The 17594-nt window shown below is 67.1% G+C and carries 16 protein-coding genes; 12 read left to right on the plus strand and 4 right to left on the minus strand.

The features are described 5' to 3' along the window. Positions 1-16: 16 nt before the first annotated feature. Together C811_RS15720 and C811_RS06875 are read left to right on the plus strand one after the other, a co-directional pair. Positions 17-760 (plus strand): class B sortase, encoded by a 744-nt coding sequence (locus C811_RS15720; protein ID WP_022926418.1) that lies wholly within the window; start codon positions 17-19, stop codon positions 758-760. Between the two features lie 576 nt (positions 761-1336). After that, a complete protein-coding gene (locus C811_RS06875) occupies positions 1337-1519 on the plus strand; it encodes a hypothetical protein (protein ID WP_016308792.1) in 183 nt (60 codons plus the stop codon). Between the two features lie 474 nt (positions 1520-1993). Here C811_RS06875 and C811_RS06885 read toward each other — a convergent pair whose 3' ends face one another. Further along, the gene (locus C811_RS06885; protein ID WP_016308794.1) at positions 1994-2527 is read right to left on the minus strand and encodes a hypothetical protein; all 534 of its coding nucleotides are present in this window, start codon (positions 2525-2527) and stop codon (positions 1994-1996) included. A gap of 394 nt (positions 2528-2921) precedes the next feature. Here C811_RS06885 and C811_RS15725 point away from each other — a divergent pair, with 394 nt between their 5' ends. From C811_RS15725 to C811_RS0102965, 10 genes are all read left to right on the plus strand, one after another. Continuing rightward, a complete protein-coding gene (locus tag C811_RS15725; protein ID WP_016308795.1) occupies positions 2922-3785 on the plus strand; it encodes an Ig-like domain-containing protein in 864 nt (287 codons plus the stop codon). Between the two features lie 268 nt (positions 3786-4053). Next, positions 4054-9213, plus strand: coding sequence for a VaFE repeat-containing surface-anchored protein (locus tag C811_RS06890; RefSeq protein ID WP_016308796.1), 5160 nt, complete (start codon positions 4054-4056; stop codon positions 9211-9213). 77 nt (positions 9214-9290) lie between these two features. After that, positions 9291-9893, plus strand: a complete 603-nt coding sequence (locus C811_RS06895) for a hypothetical protein (RefSeq protein WP_016308797.1) — start codon at positions 9291-9293, stop codon at positions 9891-9893. Between the two features lie 75 nt (positions 9894-9968). Further along, positions 9969-10775 (plus strand): P-loop NTPase family protein, encoded by an 807-nt coding sequence (locus C811_RS06900; RefSeq protein ID WP_016308798.1) that lies wholly within the window; start codon positions 9969-9971, stop codon positions 10773-10775. A 159-nt stretch (positions 10776-10934) separates the two neighbouring features. Continuing rightward, on the plus strand, positions 10935-11147 hold the full coding sequence (locus C811_RS06905; protein ID WP_016308799.1) for a type II toxin-antitoxin system Phd/YefM family antitoxin: 213 nt from the start codon (positions 10935-10937) through the stop codon (positions 11145-11147). Next, entirely contained in the window at positions 11144-11551 is a 408-nt protein-coding gene (locus C811_RS06910) for a type II toxin-antitoxin system death-on-curing family toxin (protein WP_016308800.1), read from the plus strand. The genes C811_RS06905 and C811_RS06910 overlap by 4 nt, the downstream gene beginning before the upstream one ends. A 234-nt stretch (positions 11552-11785) precedes the next feature. Further along, positions 11786-13966 (plus strand): type IA DNA topoisomerase, encoded by a 2181-nt coding sequence (locus C811_RS06915; RefSeq protein ID WP_016308801.1) that lies wholly within the window; start codon positions 11786-11788, stop codon positions 13964-13966. Positions 13967-14160: 194 nt separating this feature from the next. Then, positions 14161-14877, plus strand: coding sequence for a DNA polymerase Y family protein (locus tag C811_RS17030; RefSeq protein ID WP_016308802.1), 717 nt, complete (start codon positions 14161-14163; stop codon positions 14875-14877). Next, on the plus strand, positions 14874-15440 hold the full coding sequence (locus C811_RS17035) for a DinB/UmuC family translesion DNA polymerase (RefSeq protein WP_016308803.1): 567 nt from the start codon (positions 14874-14876) through the stop codon (positions 15438-15440). The genes C811_RS17030 and C811_RS17035 overlap by 4 nt, the downstream gene beginning before the upstream one ends. An 11-nt stretch (positions 15441-15451) precedes the next feature. Further along, complete coding sequence (locus C811_RS0102965; RefSeq protein ID WP_016308804.1) at positions 15452-15787, plus strand: hypothetical protein; 336 nt, start codon at positions 15452-15454, stop codon at positions 15785-15787. Positions 15788-15843: 56 nt separating this feature from the next. Here the strand turns inward: C811_RS0102965 and C811_RS16840 are convergent, their stop codons facing one another. The 3 genes from C811_RS16840 to C811_RS06935 form a co-directional block, all read right to left on the minus strand. Continuing rightward, positions 15844-16434 (minus strand): DUF6440 family protein, encoded by a 591-nt coding sequence (locus C811_RS16840; RefSeq protein ID WP_016308805.1) that lies wholly within the window; start codon positions 16432-16434, stop codon positions 15844-15846. A 430-nt stretch (positions 16435-16864) separates the two neighbouring features. After that, positions 16865-17224 carry a hypothetical protein gene (locus tag C811_RS06930; RefSeq protein WP_022926422.1) on the minus strand — a complete coding sequence of 120 codons (360 nt, stop codon included), beginning with the start codon at positions 17222-17224 and terminating at the stop codon, positions 16865-16867. A gap of 45 nt (positions 17225-17269) precedes the next feature. Next, positions 17270-17470, minus strand: a complete 201-nt coding sequence (locus tag C811_RS06935) for a hypothetical protein (RefSeq protein WP_156997057.1) — start codon at positions 17468-17470, stop codon at positions 17270-17272. Positions 17471-17594: the final 124 nt, after the last annotated feature.

Genomic DNA, 17594 nt, shown 5'->3' on the forward strand with positions numbered 1-17594 from the left:
GAGAACGGCCCTTCGCATGGCGTCTGTCTCACTCGCTGCCGCGGGCATCGCTTTGGCCGGCGGCACCTGGGCCCTCACCGAGCGAGCGCTCACGGTCCCGCCGTCCCCCGTGCGCCCGGAAGGTGTCCCCTCCGGCCCCGGAGGCGCCGAAGGCGCCTCGCCCGAGCCGTGGGGCTTCGAGGAGGTTGACTGGGAAGGATGGTCCAAGGAGGCCCCTGCGCTGATCGCCTGGGTGCAGCTGCCGGAGGCCGGCCTGTCGATGCCGGTGATGGCGCCGCCCGCCGACGACGGGGACTACTACCTCGATCACGACGCTTGGGGCGCGTGGAATCCCATCGGAACCCCTTTCCTGGACGCAGATTGCCAGGGGGACTTCGACATCGGGTGCGCTCCCATCCTCGGCCATCACCTGAGCGACGGCAGGGGGTTCTCGGTGGTTGCCGAGCTGTCAGACCCGGCCCGCGCGCGGGAGCTCTCGCCGGTGCTGCTCCAGACGAGGGCGTGGCGCCGCGTCTACGACGTGATATTCGTCTCGGTGGTGGACGCAGGCCGCCACCTCAAGCGCACGGCGTTCGCGAATGCGGCCGACTTCGCCATCTGGTGGGGCTCGGAGATCGAGCAGGCTGCGGCCGTCCTTGACTCGCGAACCGTGCCCAGGCGCGTGATCCAGCTCGTCACCTGCTCCTACAGCACCTACGCCAACGAGCGCACCGTGGCAACCTGCGCACAACGCCTGGAGCTGCCTCCCTCGTCGCGCTGAGGCGAGCGGCCCGCTGCGTGCCGGAGGACATCGGCTGTCCGAGTATTACAACAACCCTGTGGGATACTCGATGTCGGTGAGAGCGCGTCCCCGCGGATGCGCGCGAGGGCGCCGGCGGCTTCCACCCGCCGGCGCCCTCTCGGAAGAGACTGGAGAGCGAAGCCGCATGAGCAGGAGTACCGCCGCGGGCAGGATCGCCCGCGGAACGAACGCGCCGCGGAAGACCGCGGAAGAGGAGATAGACGAAGTAATCGAGGAGGCGTACGCGCGGAAGATGCGCAAGCGCAAGGACCTCGCCGGCGAGGATCCCACCCAACCGGGCGAGAGATGCCTCTACTCCTGGACGTGCGGCCCGAAAAGCGACGGCCCGTGCCCACATTCGCGAGTCTGCGCGGATTGGCGCCGCCCCATCGTCCCATGCGCCTACTGCATCCATCGCAAGCGCACGTCGGGGGAGGGGGAGGGCACTCGCGTCGAGTGCGTTCGCCAGCCGGGACGCCCCGTCCTCATGCCGTTCGACGGCCACTGCTCGGAGGGCGTCTTCGACCGTTACCAAGATGCATCGAGGTATATGGCATGACCAAGCGCAAGAACTACGAATTCCCATATCCCTACGCCCCCGACCTGCGCGAGTACAAGAGCGGAATTGTCCTGGACGGCGTAGAACACGGAACGATGGCCGCCGTGAGGGCAGGCTGCAGTTGCCAGGCGTGCCTCGAGAGAAAGAAGCGCGCCCAGAAGCGCGGGTGGCGGCGATGAGTGCCGGGGAGCTCGAAGGGGCCTGCGGCGCCGGATTTGCCGTCCTGTCGCTCGGCTTCCTCCTGGTCGGGGCTCTTATGGAGGCCGTTGAGGGGGCCGTGCTCGCCGCGGTCCTCCTCGTCCTCGGGATGGCGAGGAGGGCCGGGGCGGCAGCGGAAGAAGAGCCGGCTGAGAAGGGAGCGCATTTTGAGGAAGCGCGATAACGGGTCTCTGGCGAATCGGAGGACTCCGAGGTACTGCAGGGCCGCGCGGGTGCCGCGCAGGCAGCGGCACGGGAAGGCGCGGCCGCAGCCGGCGAAGGAGATGGCGCTCAAGCGCCTGGACGCGAGAATAGGCCGGGCAGAGCTGAGGGCCAAGCTCGACGCCCTGAGGGCCAACCGCAAGAGAAGGGACGATGTCCGATGACCGCAGCGCCCTCGCGACGCGGCCCAAGACGAAAGAATACCGGGCATCGGGCCGATGCTATCGGTTAAATCACAGTTGGCCCTCGGCGTCTCCCTTGTCGGAGCGCCGTTTCCCGGCCCTCGCCTCGCACTCCCTTTGCAGCGCAGCCAGGGAGGTATCGGCATCGAGGAAGACGTCGTGGCCGACCCCGCAGCCGCAGTACTTGCGGTAAAGGCCGTAGCGGCGCGGCCATTCCTCTGGGAAGCGCTTCTTCATCTCCCCCTGCACCTTGCGCAACCTGCGCTCCTTGGACAGGAGCTCGTCGTATTCCCAGGGGTTATCCGCAAGCGCCTTTACCGCCGCCTCGTCTATGACGTAGTACTGCGTGTAGCGCCCGTATCGTCCTGTGCGCTCCACCGAGTATATGCGCAGGAAGTGCTCGAGCAGGAACCAGTGGGGGTACCCGTCGGCGATGGCCGCCTCGACGAAGCCGAGCTTCTTGTCGATCATCCGCACGATCTCGCTTTTCGTCCACGATCCTCTCGGCCGCGCGCCGGCTCCCCAGGCGCGATCCGCCTTCGCTCGCTCCTCTTGCCGCTGATGAGTGCCGTATGCATAGCTCATGGTTGCTCCTTCCCACTTGCAGGATCCGCATCTCGCCGTGATGCTAACGCGCCGCGGTCGCAACGGCGGCCGCGATCGGCAGCGGAGGGCGCCTTGTCATGCGTTCGATGCCGCGTTGGCGGCAAAAGCGAAATCGCAGGTTGCGGGGCGCTGAGGAGATGAGCCTGCGTTGTCCGGGTACGTCAACATTGCGGTGCTATGATTTTCCTGGCGGCAGGGAGCGGGGCTGCTCCCGCCGCATCCGGCACAAGCCGGATCCGCCTCCTTCTCGCCGAGGGCCCTCCCGGGCCCTCGGGCCGACCGGAGCGCTTTTCGCGCCAAGCGGGACGCACCGGTGGTACCATGGCACCGTAAGAGACAGAGGGGCATCACGAAACAGAGAGAGGACACAGCTATGAGATCCACGCACAACTCAGTCGAGCGCGCCGGTCGCGCCGCCCTGGCGACCCTGGTCGCCTGCGCCCTGGCCGCCCCCGCGGCCGTGCTCGCCGCACCGGGGGAGGCCCATGCCGCCCCGAAGATCTCGGCCAAGTCGAAGACGCTGGCCGCCGGCAAGAGCTTCGCGCTCAAGGTCAAGGGGGCAAAGGGGAAGATCAAGTGGTCGTCGACCAACAGGAAGGTCGCCACGGTGACCTCCAAGGGCAAGGTGACCGCCAGGAAGATGGGCACGGCCAAGATCCGCGCCAAGGTCGGCAAGAGGACCTACACCTGCAAGGTCAAGGTGAACCCGAGGATCAGCGCGTCGAGGAAGACCGTGGCCGCCGGCAAGTCCTTCGCGCTCAAGCTCGCCGGCGCCTCGGGCAAGGTGAAGTGGTCGTCGACCAACAAGAAGGTCGTCACGGTGACCTCCAAGGGCAAGGTGAAGGCCAAGAAGGCGGGCACCGCCACCGTCACCGCCAGGATCGGCGGCAAGAGGGTCGCCTCCTGCAAGGTGACCGTCCGCAAGGGCGCCTCTGCCCACGTGCACTCCTGGAAGAAGGTCTTGGTGAGGGAGGCCTGGGAGGAGGAGATTCCTGGAGAGTATTATTACCAGTGCGCCTGCGGAAAGCAGTTCGATACGGGCAGTGAGTGGAGTGCCCACAATGAGCAGATGTTGTTAGATTTCGCAGATGCTACGACAGGCATGTCTAAGGAGGAGGCCGACAAATTAGCGGCGACTTTGCCCAAGCACAATGGCGCTAGCAAGCGCAAGCCTTCGGAGATTATCCATCATCCCGCGGAGTACGCCTACAAGTGCAACTGCGGCGCCGTGAAGTAGTCCGCCCCGCGGCAACCGAATACCGATGTCCGAAGGGGGGCGCAGTCGATGCTGCGCCCCTTCTCCTTTGCCCGCACCATCGAGGCGTGGCCGCAGTTTCAACTGCGGCCATTTTTTTTCGAAAAAAAGGCTTGCCGAGAGTTTAATACAGTCTTTAGCCTATAAGTTGCGGCATCGAGAACCATGTCGTGACATGGGATAACGCCTCGGCTTCCACCTGAGGTGCGCCCCATGTCGTCGGAAGAAACTGAGACCTAAGGAGGATATCATGTCCAAACTCAGTTTTGCCATGAACAAGCAGGGCCCCCGGCGGCGACGAGGAAAGGTGCTATCGGCCTTCATGTCCGGAGCGCTGGTCCTCGGTCTGCTGCCCGTGACGGCATTGGGGGCCGGCGCCGTGCCCGCCTACGCCGACGAGGGAGGAGGCCTCGCCTATGAGCCGATCTCCCAGATCGTGCAGAAGGGGCTCGACCGGTCCCTCGTCCCCGAGACGGGGCAGCCGCTCACGGGCCTGTTCTCGCTCTTCCGCTCCGGCGGTGACGAGCCTCTCAGCCAAACAGACCTCACCCTGGTGGTCAAGCAGACGCTGCTTCTGGCCGACCAGGTGGCCGAGGGCGAGAGCTTCGACACGCTCAAGGCGGACCAGGAGCACTTCGCGGACGCCTACCTGGCCCAGTTCCAGGAGACCGCGACGGTCTACGACCCCGGCCGCGCCTCGGACTACTACGTGGCCTACGTGGGCGGCGTGGAGATGACGAGCCCCGCCGACGTCATCGACTGGCAGGCAGCCTACTACGACACGGGCGCGCGCATGGCCGAGGGCGTGAGCTACGACGCCGAGACGGGCATCGCCTACCTGCCAAAGTCCCTGTGGGATTCCGCGGAGGCTGGGCAGCAGCAGGAGGCCTTGCAGATCCAGCTGCTCGTCTCCTACGACCCAGCGGGCGAGAAGCCCCGCATCGACGTTGAGATCGACAACGGGGCCGGCAACGTGACCGCCGTGGCGGGCGAGCAGAACATCGCGGCCGACCCGTTCGACATGTCGGTCGACATCCCCGTGGCCACGCCCGAGACCGCCCACGAGGTCGCGCTCGGCGATCTCTCGGTGTACCTGAACGGCAGCGAGCGTCCCGTCGAGCTCATCGAGGGCGAGACCGCCGAGTGGAACTCCGAGACGGGCGTGCTGACCCTGGCGGCCACGGGCACCCAGATCGTCTCGGTGCGCGTCGAGATCGGCGCGCGCGCCTGGTGGGAGCCCGAGCCCGCCTACGCCGTCTCGGCGGCCAGCATGAGCTGCCTGCACGACAAGGACGGTAACGAGAGCGTGCTCACCAAGTTCAACCCGGACAAGGCCGTGGAGTGGACCAAGGCCTACAAGTACCGCTCGGCCGGCTACTACAACACCACGACCTCGGTGCCGTGGAAGCTCCAGGTGGCGGATACCCTGTGGGACTGCATCTACGTCGGCAACATCCACTCCAAGGTGAACTCCGGGTCCGGCACCGCCCAGGGCGTGCTCGACTCCATCCGCAAGCCCTCCGGTTCCGCGGGCCTGGGAGATGCAAACGACCTGATCAACTGCACCTTCGACTGGCCCGACCACAACCGCAAGGGCGGCACCCCGGACGGATCGGACAACCTGCCCCCGCAGTCCGGCGATCCGGTCATCGGCGGCATCGACTGGACGGGCTTCCCGGCCACTGCGGTGAACGACGACGACGAGCCCCTGTACCGCGGCATGGCCCAGTGCAGCCACATCGGCACGGTGGACGGCAACTCCTTCCAGGGCTCCCAGGAGTCGGGCTACTGGTGGTTCACGTGCACCATGCGCATCCTCAAGGTGGCCGACGACTACGTGGTGCTCTCGTTCTTCATCCCCACGTTCTCCGACTCCTCGGTTTCCACCGGGCAGTCCGGCGCGGCGGTCTACAAGATCAAGTACGAGGCGCCGCAGGGCCAGGCCAAGGTGAAGAAGGCCTCGTCCGACGAGGGCATCTCCGGGAACAACGGCTGCTACTCCTACAAGAACGCCGTGTTCGCCGCCGTGGCCGACTCCGACTACGCCGACAAGATGCTGGGCTACGCCCAGGCCGGGACGTGGTCCACGTGGAAGGACGCCCGCGACTGGGCGCTCGACCGCGTTGACTCCGGCAAGGTGGAGGCCGTCTTCGTGACCGACGAGGCCGGCGAGTCCAAGGTGAAGAAGCTCGACACCGGCGACTACCGCCTGGTTGAGCTGTACGCGCCCAAGGGCTACAAGGTGGCCTCCAAGCACGTGAAGCTCGCCGTGGAGCCCGGCAAGGACAACACCGCCGTGGTGGAGGTGGCAAACGAGCCCCTGAACGACCCCGACGGCATCATGGTGCGCAAGTACGACGCCGGCAGCGGCGCCTTCGTGGCCACGGGCGACGCGAAGCTGGGCCTGGCCGAGTACACCTACGAGTACGTGGACGGCTACGCGACCACGAGCGCCCAGTTCGACCAGCTGAAGGCCTCCTCGGCGGCCAAGCGCACATGGGTGATGCGCACGAACGGCAATGGCCTTACTGATATTCAGAAGGGGAGCGATACATTCGAGTTCAACGGCAAGACCTACAACTACAAAGCCTCGGGAGATTCCTTCTTCAAGGTTGGCGACCGAATCACGCTTCCCCTCGGCACCGTGCGCATTCGCGAGACCAAGGCGCCGGAGGGCTACAACCTCTCCGACAGGGTGTACCTCGTGCGCGTGGTTGCTGATCCGACGAGCCTCACCGGTACGAAGCTCGAGGGCGACACCGGCCTCATCCAGGACGGCAACACCGCCACCGAGGCCACCCGCGCCGAGGAGCAGCCCGCCCGCGGCGGCGTGACCATCTACAAGCTCGACGCCGAGACGGGCTCCTCCAGGCCGCTGGCCGGCGCGAGCTGGGACGGCGTGGCCTTCGAGATCGTGAACAAGTCCGAGGCCCCCGTGACCTACAAGGGCGTGAAGGTGCCCGTGGACGGCGTGGTCGACGTCATCAAGCCCGCCAGCCAGGACGGCAAGGCGACCACCGGCCCGAACGTGCTCCAGTACGGCACCTACTCCATCCGCGAGGTGTCCACCTCCGACGCCTACCTCATGACCGATACCAAGGAGCGAACCTTCCAGATCCGCTCCGACGGCCAGATGGTCGTGTTCGACGGCAACAACGACGCGGCCGAGAACGAGCCCAAGCGCGGCGACATCGAGTTCGTGAAGGTGGGGGAGGGCGCCTCCCCGCGCCTGGCCAACGTCCCCTTCCTGGTGACGAACAAGGCCTCCGGCGAGGCCCACGTGGTGGTGACCGACGCCAACGGCCAGATGAAGACCTCCTCCGACTGGAACAAGCACACGGTGCGCACCAACGCCTCGGATGCAGCGGTCGATGCCGACGGCGACGGCGTGTTCACTGACGAGGAGAAGGCGGCCGTGGACGAGTCCAAGCTCGACTGCAACGCCGGCACCTGGTTCGGCCTGAACCCCGACACCGGCAAGCTCGTGCCGGCCTCCGACGGCAAGGGCGCCCTGCGCTGGGGCGACTACACGGTGGAGGAGCTGCGCGTTGGCGCCAACAAGGGCTACGAGCTCGTCAAGATGGACATCTCGGTTCGCCGCCACGGCGTCACGATCGACATGGGCACCATCGTGGACGAGAAGCCCTACGTGAAGACCCCCTGGATCGGCACGTCGGCGCGCGATGGCGCCGACGGCGACCGCATCCTCGTGGCCGACCCGGAGGCCGTCGTGGTCGACCGGGTGGAGTACGCCAACCTGGAGGCCGGCGAGCTGTACCGCGTGGTCGGCGTGCTCATGGACAAGGCCGCAGGCGAGCCTGTGCGCGACGCGCAGGGCAACCCCGTCACCGCCGAGAAGTCCTTCGTCGCGGAGGACGTGAAGGGCTACGTCGAGCTCGCGTTCGGTTTCGACGCCACCTCGGTCGAGGGTGACGTCGTCGTGTTCGAAGCCCTCTACAAGGACGGATCCGACGAGCCGGTGGCGAAGCACGAGGATATCGACGACTACTACCAGACGGTGAAGGTCTACGAGCCCTCCATCGGCACCACGCTGCTGGATGGCCTTGACGGCGACAAGACCGTCGTCGCCGACGATACCGTGACCCTCGTCGACACCGTCGCCTACCGCAACATGCCCGTTGGCAAGGAGTGCACCGTGACCGGCACGCTCATGGTCGCCGGCGAGGAGCCGGCGCCCCTCATGCGCCCCGTCCTGGACGAGAGCGGCGCGCCCGTGCTCGACGAGGCCGGCCAGCCCCTGACCGAGCCGGTCACCGCGACCGCCACGTTCACGCCCGCCGAGCCCGACGGCACCGTCGAGGTCGCCTTCGTGTTCCCCGGGGACGTCATCGAGGCCGATATGGCTCTTGTGGCCTACGAGCGCGTCTTGCGCCTGGACACCGAGGTGGCATCCCACGAGGATCCGGAGGATCCCTCCCAGACGGTGGTCGTGGTGACTCCGGAGATCGGAACCCTGGCCACCGATGCCAAGGACGGCGACAAGGAGATCGAGGCCGCGGCCTCGGTCACCATCAACGACGCGGTCCGCTACGAGAACCTGGTGCCCGGCCGCGAGCACACCCTTGACCTGACCGTCATGCAGGTGACCGATGGGGGCGCGGTGCCCCTGAACGACGCGGAGGGCAAGCCCTACACCGTGCGTCACGCCTTCGTGCCCGAGGCGTCCAGCGGCATCGAGGTCGTGTCCGTGACGATCGACTCCACGGACCTCGCGGGGAGCGACCTCGTCATGTTCGAGGTGCTCTCGATCGACGGCAAGGTCATCGCCTCCCACGAGGATCCGGACGACGAGGGGCAGACCGTGCACGTGACCGAGCCCAAGATCGGCACCACCGCCACCGACAAGACCGACGGGGACCACAAGATCCTCGCCTCCCGCTCTGCGGTGGTAGTCGACGAGGTGGCCTACACCGGCCTCGTGCCGGGCGAGGAGCACGTGCTCAAGGCCGTCCTCATGGACAAGGCAACCGGCAAGCCCGTCATCGCCGGCGACCGCGAGGTGCGCGCCGAGCTGCGCTTCACGCCCAACGCCCCGGAGGGCACCGTCTCCATCGAGCTCTCCTTCGACGCCTCGGCGCTCGGCGGCAAGCAGCTCGTCGTGTTCGAGGAGCTCTACAAGAACGGGGAGCCCGTGGCGGAGCACAAGGACATCGACGACGCGGCGCAGACCGTGGAGGTCGTGACGCCCCTGTCCCAGACGGGCCAGCCGTCCGAGACGCCGTCGGGCACGCCCTACGCCAAGACCGGCGTCGACACCGCCGCGCCTGTGGCCGCGGCCCTGGCGCTCGTCCTCGTCGCGGCCACGGCCCTCGCCGTGACGCGGCGCCGCAAGCACGCCGCCGCCATCGAGGACATCGAGGCCGGCGCCGTCGGGGGTCAGGACGACTAGCCGCCCCGGCGCCGAGCGCGAGGGCGGCCCAAACGGGCCGCCCTCCCTTCGGAGATCAGACTTACAGGAGGAATGAGATGAAACTAGCTAACCTGGGGGCGCTGGCCCTCTCGGCGTGCCTGGCGGGCGGCTGCCTCGCGGGATGCGCGCCCGAGCCGCGCATCGCCGTCCCCGACACCGGGCCCGCCGAGGAGCAGCCGCTTGCGGCCGCGGCCCAAGAACCTGCAGAGGAGGCCGATGCGGGCGAGGCCGCGCCGGCCGCTGCCGAACCCGAGTCAGAGCCCGTGCACGAGCACATCTGGCTGCCGAACTACGAGCTGCAGGTGATTCCCGCGCAGACCGAGACGATCCACCACGACGCCGTGACCGAGGAGGCCGTCGAGCTGCACACCGTCTGCAACGTCTGCCTCGCCATCGTCGACGGCGTGGCCGACCAGCACGCCGCGGAGACGGGCCACGTGGGCGCGACCCCCGACGTGGAGGTGCCCGTGACGCGCACGGTGACCGAGGCGTCGGACGAGGTGAGGGAGATCTCGCCGGAGACGACGCAGCTGGTGAGCACCAGCGACACCTGCACGACGTGCGGCGAGACGCGCCAGACCGACAAGAAGACCGTCGACCCCGAAACCGTGAGCCAGGCGGTGCAGGACGACGCCGGCTCGCCGCTCGGCGCCCTCTAGCGCGCCCGAACCCGAATCTGGAAGCAGCAAGCACCGGGGGCCGCCGCGGCGGCCCCTTTTCCGATGGGAGAACGAATGACGAAGTTGAATGTGGTGCCCCTGGCCTCGATCGCGTCGAGCCGCGACGAGGCGTCGGGCGGATGGATCTGCGAGCAGAGGCTGCCCGAGGGCACGACCCTGATCACGGGGATCGCGGGATCCCCTTGCTCCAAGAAGACGCTGGAGGGCGTAGCATCGTCCCTCTTCGCCGCGTACTGCGACGAGGCGACCGTAGCCGGCGCGCCGGCGCGCGAGGGGAGCGCCCTCTACGTGCAGATCGGCGGCGACGAGGCGCGCCTGCGCCGGCATCTCGCGGCGGCCTTCGAGGAGGAGCCCCCCGAGACGGCCCTGGCCGCCGTGTGGCCGGGCAAGATGAGCACGGACCTGGCCCAGGCGATCCGAGAGGCGGCAGTGCGGGCCGAGTGCCGGCTCGTCGTCGTCAACGGCGCGCATGCGGGCTGCGAGGGAAGGCAGAAGCTTTCGACCGTGCTCGCAGAGCTCGACCGCGCGGCCAGGGACGCCGAGTGCGCCGTGGCGGTGCTCCTCCCGCTGACCAAGCGAAACGCGCTCTGCGTCAAGGACCCCTCCACGGGGATCTGGGACGCGGTCGCCGCCGTGTGGGAGGTGTACGGGGACGCGGAGGGGCCCGAGAAGTGCTTCTGCACGGCGAAGGGCTCAGCCTCCGCGTTCGCGCTCGCCCGGCATTCCCGCTCGGCGCCGCCGAGAAGCCAGCCGAGGCCCGCCCCGGGCGATCCCCCGCAGGATGAGGCGGGGGAGGAGGGTTTCCCGGAAGGAGAGGAGGGCGACGGGGCGACGGCGTACGTCGGAGAAGCCACGCTGTGATTTCCCCAGCGGCGGGAAACCCGTCACACCGCTGGATCTTCCTCCCTCGCCGAGGGCCCCAGAAGGGGCCCTCTTTCGTCCGGATGCGGCCCCACTTGCACCAACGCGATAAGATAGCTATAATTCTGGCTATTATAGATCGAGCAGAAGGGAGCGGCCATGGCTATGACAATGGGCATCGCCGAGGCTAAGAACAACCTCTCCAGGGTGGCGTCCGAGGTCGAGAGGACGGGCACGCCCGTGACCATTCTGCGGAACAACAAGCCGTGCGCGGCCATCGTGCCTATGGAGATGCTGATCGAGCGCGATCCCGTCTCCGCGGCCGTCGACTTCATGGACGAGTACGCCGACGTCTTCCGGAAGCTGGCATGATCGCAGCTGGGGGAAGGCTGGGGCGCCCGGAGGTCGAGGCCATCCACAACGAGGCCATATCGAGGTTCGGCGGCATGCCGGGCCTCAGGGATCCCGGGCTGCTCGACTCGGCGCTCGCCCAGCCTTTCCAGACGTTCGGGGGAGTGGATCTGTACCCGACCCTCGCCCAAAAGGCGGCCCGCTATGCCTGGGGCATAGCCCGCAACCACCCGTTCGCCGACGGGAACAAGAGGACGGCGGCCGCCTGCATGGCGGCGTACCTGCGCATCAACGGCGTCCGCTTCAAGCCCCGCCACGACGAGCTGTACGATGCCATGGTCGGCATAGCCGAGGGCACCTGGGGCTTCGAGGAGCTGGCCGCGTGGGTCGAGGGCAACGTGCCCGCCGGCGCCGGCGGCATGTAGGAGGCTCTTCCCGCGGCGCCGGTTCGTCGGCGATTGCCGTTGTCCGGGTACTTCAACAAGGTAGGGCTATGATTGATGCGGCGGGAGACGACCTCCCGCCGCATCCGGCCTTCTCCGGGTTCGCCTCCTCTCTCGGCGCCCGGCATTGCCCTGCTTAGCCGGAAAACCTGGCCCCCGCGAGTCCATCCCGCGGGGGCCGCCTTTTTTGCCCCGACGAACCTGGGAGGCCGCGGTATGAAGCTCGTGATAGCCGAGAAGCCGATGCTGGCGAGGGACATCGCCCGCGCGATATGCGGGCGCGAGGTGGGCGAGCGCGAGAAGCTGCCCGTCTCGGGCAACGGGTGGTGCGTGTGCGCCCTGGCGGGGCACGTGCTCGAGCTCGCAGAGCCCTCCGAGCTGCGCCGGGAGTGGGCGTGGGGGAAGGACTTTACCGAGGACATGCTGCCGATATACGTGCCCCGGTGGCCGAAGAGGCCGGCGGCGGGCAAGGAGGGCATCGTGGAGTCGGTGCGCGCCCTCGCCGGGAAGTGCGAGTGCATAGTCAACGCGGGAGATCCGGACGACGAGGGCCAGCTGCTGGTCGACGAGCTCATCGACTACATAGGCTACGACGGGCCCGTCTGGCGCGTGCTCGTCAACGACAACATCGTGGAGAACATCAGGAGGGCCTTCGGCTCCATGAGGCCCAACGACGAGTTCCGGGGCCTCTCCGAGGCCGCCTACGCCCGCCAGATGGCCGATATGTGCCTCGGCGTATCGGAATCCCGCCTCGCTACCATGAGGCTCGGGAGGAAGCTCTCCGTCGGCCGCGTGCAGACGCCCACGCTGGGCCTGGTCGTGCGCAGGGACGCGGCAGTGGAGGGGCACGCCCCCGAGACCTTCTGGACGGTGCTCGCCCATGTGGAGCTCGACGGCACCGAGTACGAGATCGAGCTGGCCGCCTCCGACGACGCGGGCGAGCGTCGGCGCATTCTGGACGAGTCGGAGGCCGCGCGCATCGCGCACGGCCTCGAGGGGCGGGAAATCGCAATGGACGTGAGCACGGCGCGCAAGCGGAGGCAGAGCCCTCTGCCCTACACACTCACCGCTCTCCAGTCCGAGATGAGCAAGAGGTTCGGGTTCACTCTGCAGCAGACCATGGACGCCACACAGGCGCTGCGCGACAATTGGAAGGCGATCTCCTACAACCGCAGCGACTGCCCCTATGTCCCCGCAGAGCACCACGGCGCAGCCCCGCGGGTTCTCGCGCGTGCCATGGCCAACCTCGGCGAGAGATGGGATCTCGATTACGGCATCGTGTCCCGTGCGTTCGACGATTCCCGGGTGGGCGCCCACCACGGCATCATACCCCAGGACTCGACGGTGGACGCTTCCCGCCTCACGGAGACGGAGAAGCTGGTCTACCGCGCCATCGTCGGCCGATACGCGATGCAGTTCGCGCCGCCCGTCGTCTACGACGAGAGCACGGCCGTGTGCGCTTGCCCCGAAGGCGTGCTCAAGCACGTCGCCAAGCGGGTGGTCGACCCGGGGTACACCGCCGTATTCGGCGCCGGTGCCGCCGACGAGGCCCCCCTGGGGCCTCTCGAGAGGCCGGGCGCCGTCACCGGGCACATCAAAGGCGCCCTGGTCGAAAAGAGGGAGACGAGGCCACCCAAGAGGTACACCGAGGGCACCCTCGTGGCCGACATGGCCTCCGTGGCCAAGTACGTCTCGAACCCCGACCTGCGCGATGCGCTCAAGAGGAAGGACGAGGGAAAGGAGGGGGAGCACGGGGGCATCGGCACGGTGGCCACCCGCGCGAAGATCCTGGAGGGCCTTATCGGCCGCGGCCTGCTCGCCCGGAAGGGGAAGACGATCGTCTCCACCCCCTTGGGTCGCCAGTTCTACGCAGCGGTGCCAGGCGACATCTCGGGCCCGGACCTCACGGCGCGCTGGTGGCTCATGCAGCAGGATGTCGCCGAGGGGAGGGCTGGCACCGACGCCGTCCAATCCGATGTCGCCGCCGTCATCCGCGCGCATATCGCCGACGGCGCCTACCGAGGCGCGACGATGCCGGGCGCCGGACCCGAGGTCGGAAGATGCCCCGTCTGCGGCGGCGCCCTCCTCTACCGCGGAAAGGTCGTGTCCTGCGAGACGAACAGGAGCCGGCGCAACGAGGAGGGGGAGTGGGAGAGCCTGGGCGGCTGCGGCTTCAAGGTCTTCGCGGTGTTCTGCGGCAAGCAGCTCACCGCGAACCAGATGGCCAAGCTGCTCGCAGGCAAGCGCGTGCGCGTTTCGGGTCTCACCTGGAAGGGCGAGGCGGGCAAAACGGCGGAGCTCGCCTTCGACCCGCCGTCCCGCAAAATCACCTTTGCCCCACGCGCCGGGGCCAAGGTCGGAAAGGGGCGCAAAAGGCCGCGAGCGGGGCTCATTTGACGCGCGCAGACGCGCGATCCGAGGCGCTCCCGACCCCGTGCCCATATGCGGCCGCGATCGGGGAAGTGGGAAGTCGCTGACAGAGAGTAGAGTCCCGGCCGCCGCTCCCCTCCACGAGAAAACACAGTTTGTTCGATAGAAACACTTGTTCGTTTGATTTAGAATCGTCAGCCTGAAGAGAGAGGCGGACGTGCATGGCGGAGCGAGCGATACTGCACAGCGACATCAACTGCTGCTACGCGCAGATCGAATGCCAGGAGCATCCGGAGCTGCGAGGACGGCCGGTCGTTGTGGGCGGCGACGAGGATGCCAGGCACGGCATCGTGCTCGCCCGCAACCTTTTGGCCAAGCAGCGCGGCGTGGCAACAGCAGATACCCTCGCGGACGCGCGGAGGAAATGCCCGGGGCTCGTGGTGGTGGCCGCCGATTACAGGCTCTACATGGATGTGTGCGCCCGCGCGCGCAAGATCTACTACGACTACACCGACCTCGTCGAGCCCTTCGGCCCGGACGAGTCCTGGCTCGATGTGACGGGCAGCACGAGGTGCCTTGCAATGAGCCCCCTGGCCATTGCACGGGAGATCTCGGAGAGGATGCACGCCGAGCTCGGCATCACCGTATCGGTGGGCGTGTCCTGGAACAAGGTGTTCGCGAAGTTCGGCAGCGACTACCGGAAGCCCGACGCCGTTACGGAGATAACGCGGCGCAACTACGCCGACATCGTCTGGAACGCCCCCGTGCGCGATCTGCTCTACGTGGGGGAGGCCACCGAGAGGAAGCTGAGGTCGTCCGGCGTGGCCACCATTGGCGACCTGGCCCACTGCAGCGACTACTACCTCACCCGCCGCTTCGGCAAGACGGGCCTGATCCTGCGGGCCTTTTTGCCCGGGGCGACGACGCAAGCGAGGTGAAGCCGCTCGATGTCGAAAGATGCGATGTCGAGCGCGAGGCGAAGTCCTACGGCAACTCCATCACCTTCCCGCGCGACATCGTCGACGATGCCACGGCCAAGGCCGTGACGTGGATGCTCGCGGAATCCGTGGCCCAGAGGATGAGGGAGGGCGGGGCGCGCGCCCGCACCATAGCGGTCGGCGTGCGCGACGCCGGCACCTTCAAGACGCTTTTCCGGCAGAGGAGAATGCCCTGCGCCACGAACATAACCCTGGAGCTGGCACAGGCGGCGTGGTCGCTGCTATCTGAGATCTGGCAGTTCTCGGAGGCTCTTCCCGCCCGCGGCATTGCCGTGAGAGGGGAGAACTTGGTTCCAGCCGCCGACTCGCTGCAGATGTCGCTCTTCGACCCGGAGCCCAGGCGGGCGGGGCTGGAAGCGGTGGACGCGGCCGTGGACGACCTGCGCCGGCGCTTCGGCAACAACTGCGTCGTTTGGGGTCCGAAGGCGTGGTGCGCCGACACGCTGGTCATGGACGCCAAGCGCGACAACACCGTCCACCCTGTCAGCTTCTTCCATCGGTGAGGTGATCGAGCATGAAAGGCGTTGAGCGCAGGGAGAGAAAGTACGTGGAGGTGGTGGCCGACTTTTCCGAGGACGGCCGCGTGACGCCGCTTGTGATCGTCTGGGACGACGGCCGGCGCTTCCCGATCGACCGGGTGGTGGACGGCCGTTGGGCGGCCAATATGAAGCTCGGGGGCAGGGGGTACCGCTACACCGTCATGGTGGGCGGGCGCGAGCGGCTGCTGTGGCGCGACGAGAACCGCTGGTACGTGGAAATGAAGGTGCTGGACGGCGGCCCCGCGCTGCTGTCACAGGAGGACATCGCGCGCGGGGCCGATGACGCGGTGTGGAGATTCACTCCGGCTTAGATGTGGGATTCGCTTTTCGGCCGGCCGCGGTTAAGAGCCGACGCGAGCGTTGCCCGTCATCTCTCGCCAGCCGCTTGGTTGGAGGCCGCGTTGGCGGCTTCCTCCGCGATGAGGGGATTGCCGTCTGCGTCCACAAGCACCACCAGCCCTCCCGAGATGCCCCACTTGGCGGCAACGTAAAGGTACTGGGCGCCCGTCACGTTGTCGGTAATAACCGCGACTCTCTGCAGATCTTCCGTGCCTTTGAAACGCCCCTGAGCGTCACTGAAGTCAGAATCACCGTCTACCGAATCTGACTCCGGCCTATTATTCGAAGTCCCAGCCTCCTCTGCGATGACGGGCTTGCCGTCTGCGCCCACAAGCACCGTCAACCCTCCCTCGTGGGCGTTATTGCCAACGAAAAGGTACTGAACGCCCGTCATGTTGTCGGTAATAACCGCGACCGGGTAGAACTCTTCTGTGCATTCGAGGCGCTCCCGAACGTCGCCTGAGTCAGAATCACCGTCTACCGAATTTGACTCCAGGCTGTTATCCGAGGTCCCGGCATCGTCGCGCTCGGCGAGAAATTCGGCGAGCGCCAGCTGCGCGACAAGAGCAAAAACAATAACCGCGCAAAAGGCAAGTATACTTACATTCTCTTTGCGCATCTTCGTCTCCCTTCCGAGTCTGAACAAGTGCCATAGCGGCACATCCTTTATCGGGTGCCCGTTTGCCCTTGGCCCCCGCCGGTTCTTTTGCGCTCGCGCGCTTTCGTGTCCTGAGCGCGCCTCATGCCGTTCCAGTACTCTCGGCAGCTCTCGCAGCGACAGCCGTAGATATAGCCGGTTGCCGTACCGTGCCTGGGATCTTCGGGGTCTTCCTGCAGCTGCCTGAGCCCGCGTTCGCGGCTGCGCCTCACCGCCTCTCTCGCCCCCTCCCGCCTTCGCTTCTTGCGCACCTCCTCGTCTAACTCCTCTGGGGTTTTGGGCCTCGGCCGCGCTCTGGGCGCCCTGCGCGCACCTCGCCCCTCCGGGAGCGAGAGCAGATCGCGCCGTGTCGGCTCGTCCCTCATGGGCCTGCCGGGGGGCATCTTCCCTGTCATGCGCACGCCTCGAGGGCTTCCAGCTCGTACACGCCGCCGACGGGGCGCCCCCGGGAAAGGCCCTTGTACACGCTGTCCACGCTGCAGTACATATACGCCGCGGCCTTGCGGGCGCCCTGGAACACCTTCGTCTCACCTGTGAGCATGTTGCGGCATGCGATCAGCTTCTTCTTCCGCTGGCCCTGGTCTCGCGCGCTGCAATCGACGTCCTCCGGCCACCGCCAGTAGAACGAGTCGTACGTGTACCCCTTTCGCTGCGCGCAGCGGTAGATCTGATCGCGGGATTGTCCCGTACAGGCAGCGGCTTCCGCCAGCGAGCGGTACACGCACAGCTTGCGGCCGGTCCGGGAGTCCATTTTCACTACTTTTCTCCTCGCGGGCATCGAGATCGCCTCCTCTTCTTACGCGCAGCGCTTCTGGACGTGAGCGCGGCAGTGGAAGGCCCGCTCCTCGGCGTCCATGAGATTTCGGAACTCGCGTGCAAGGCCGCACAATGCGCGGCTGCAGAGTTTTACGAGCGACCAGGACAGGCGCGCTGCGAACCACAGCGAGCAGAAGACGAGCTTCAGCATGTACAGCACAAACATTTCGACTACCTCCATCCTGTGGGAACACCGTGCTTTGCGCTTGGCGATTTTTATCCGCGCGATAATCGCGGGCGGCCCGTTCCGCAACCCGCCTGCACCGAGAGGGCTTAAGGCCCTCGCCATCTACGTCAACCGGCGG

The sequence above is a fragment of the Adlercreutzia caecimuris B7 genome (genome assembly GCF_000403355.2).
Classification (GTDB): Bacteria; Actinomycetota; Coriobacteriia; order Coriobacteriales; family Eggerthellaceae; genus Adlercreutzia; species Adlercreutzia caecimuris.

Excerpts from the sequence above, each read along its gene's own strand:
- C811_RS15720 (WP_022926418.1), top strand. The coding sequence starts at position 17 with ATGGCGTCTGTCTCACTCGCTGCCGCGGGCATCGCTTTGGCCGGCGGC.
- C811_RS06875 (WP_016308792.1), top strand. The coding sequence starts at position 1,337 with ATGACCAAGCGCAAGAACTACGAATTCCCATATCCCTACGCCCCCGAC.
- C811_RS06885 (WP_016308794.1), bottom strand. The coding sequence starts at position 2,527 with ATGAGCTATGCATACGGCACTCATCAGCGGCAAGAGGAGCGAGCGAAG.
- C811_RS15725 (WP_016308795.1), top strand. The coding sequence starts at position 2,922 with ATGAGATCCACGCACAACTCAGTCGAGCGCGCCGGTCGCGCCGCCCTG.
- C811_RS06890 (WP_016308796.1), top strand. The coding sequence starts at position 4,054 with ATGTCCAAACTCAGTTTTGCCATGAACAAGCAGGGCCCCCGGCGGCGA.
- C811_RS06895 (WP_016308797.1), top strand. The coding sequence starts at position 9,291 with ATGAAACTAGCTAACCTGGGGGCGCTGGCCCTCTCGGCGTGCCTGGCG.
- C811_RS06900 (WP_016308798.1), top strand. The coding sequence starts at position 9,969 with ATGACGAAGTTGAATGTGGTGCCCCTGGCCTCGATCGCGTCGAGCCGC.
- C811_RS06905 (WP_016308799.1), top strand. The coding sequence starts at position 10,935 with ATGGCTATGACAATGGGCATCGCCGAGGCTAAGAACAACCTCTCCAGG.
- C811_RS06910 (WP_016308800.1), top strand. The coding sequence starts at position 11,144 with ATGATCGCAGCTGGGGGAAGGCTGGGGCGCCCGGAGGTCGAGGCCATC.
- C811_RS06915 (WP_016308801.1), top strand. The coding sequence starts at position 11,786 with ATGAAGCTCGTGATAGCCGAGAAGCCGATGCTGGCGAGGGACATCGCC.
- C811_RS17030 (WP_016308802.1), top strand. The coding sequence starts at position 14,161 with ATGGCGGAGCGAGCGATACTGCACAGCGACATCAACTGCTGCTACGCG.
- C811_RS0102965 (WP_016308804.1), top strand. The coding sequence starts at position 15,452 with ATGAAAGGCGTTGAGCGCAGGGAGAGAAAGTACGTGGAGGTGGTGGCC.
- C811_RS16840 (WP_016308805.1), bottom strand. The coding sequence starts at position 16,434 with ATGCGCAAAGAGAATGTAAGTATACTTGCCTTTTGCGCGGTTATTGTT.
- C811_RS06930 (WP_022926422.1), bottom strand. The coding sequence starts at position 17,224 with ATGGACTCCCGGACCGGCCGCAAGCTGTGCGTGTACCGCTCGCTGGCG.
- C811_RS06935 (WP_156997057.1), bottom strand. The coding sequence starts at position 17,470 with ATGGAGGTAGTCGAAATGTTTGTGCTGTACATGCTGAAGCTCGTCTTC.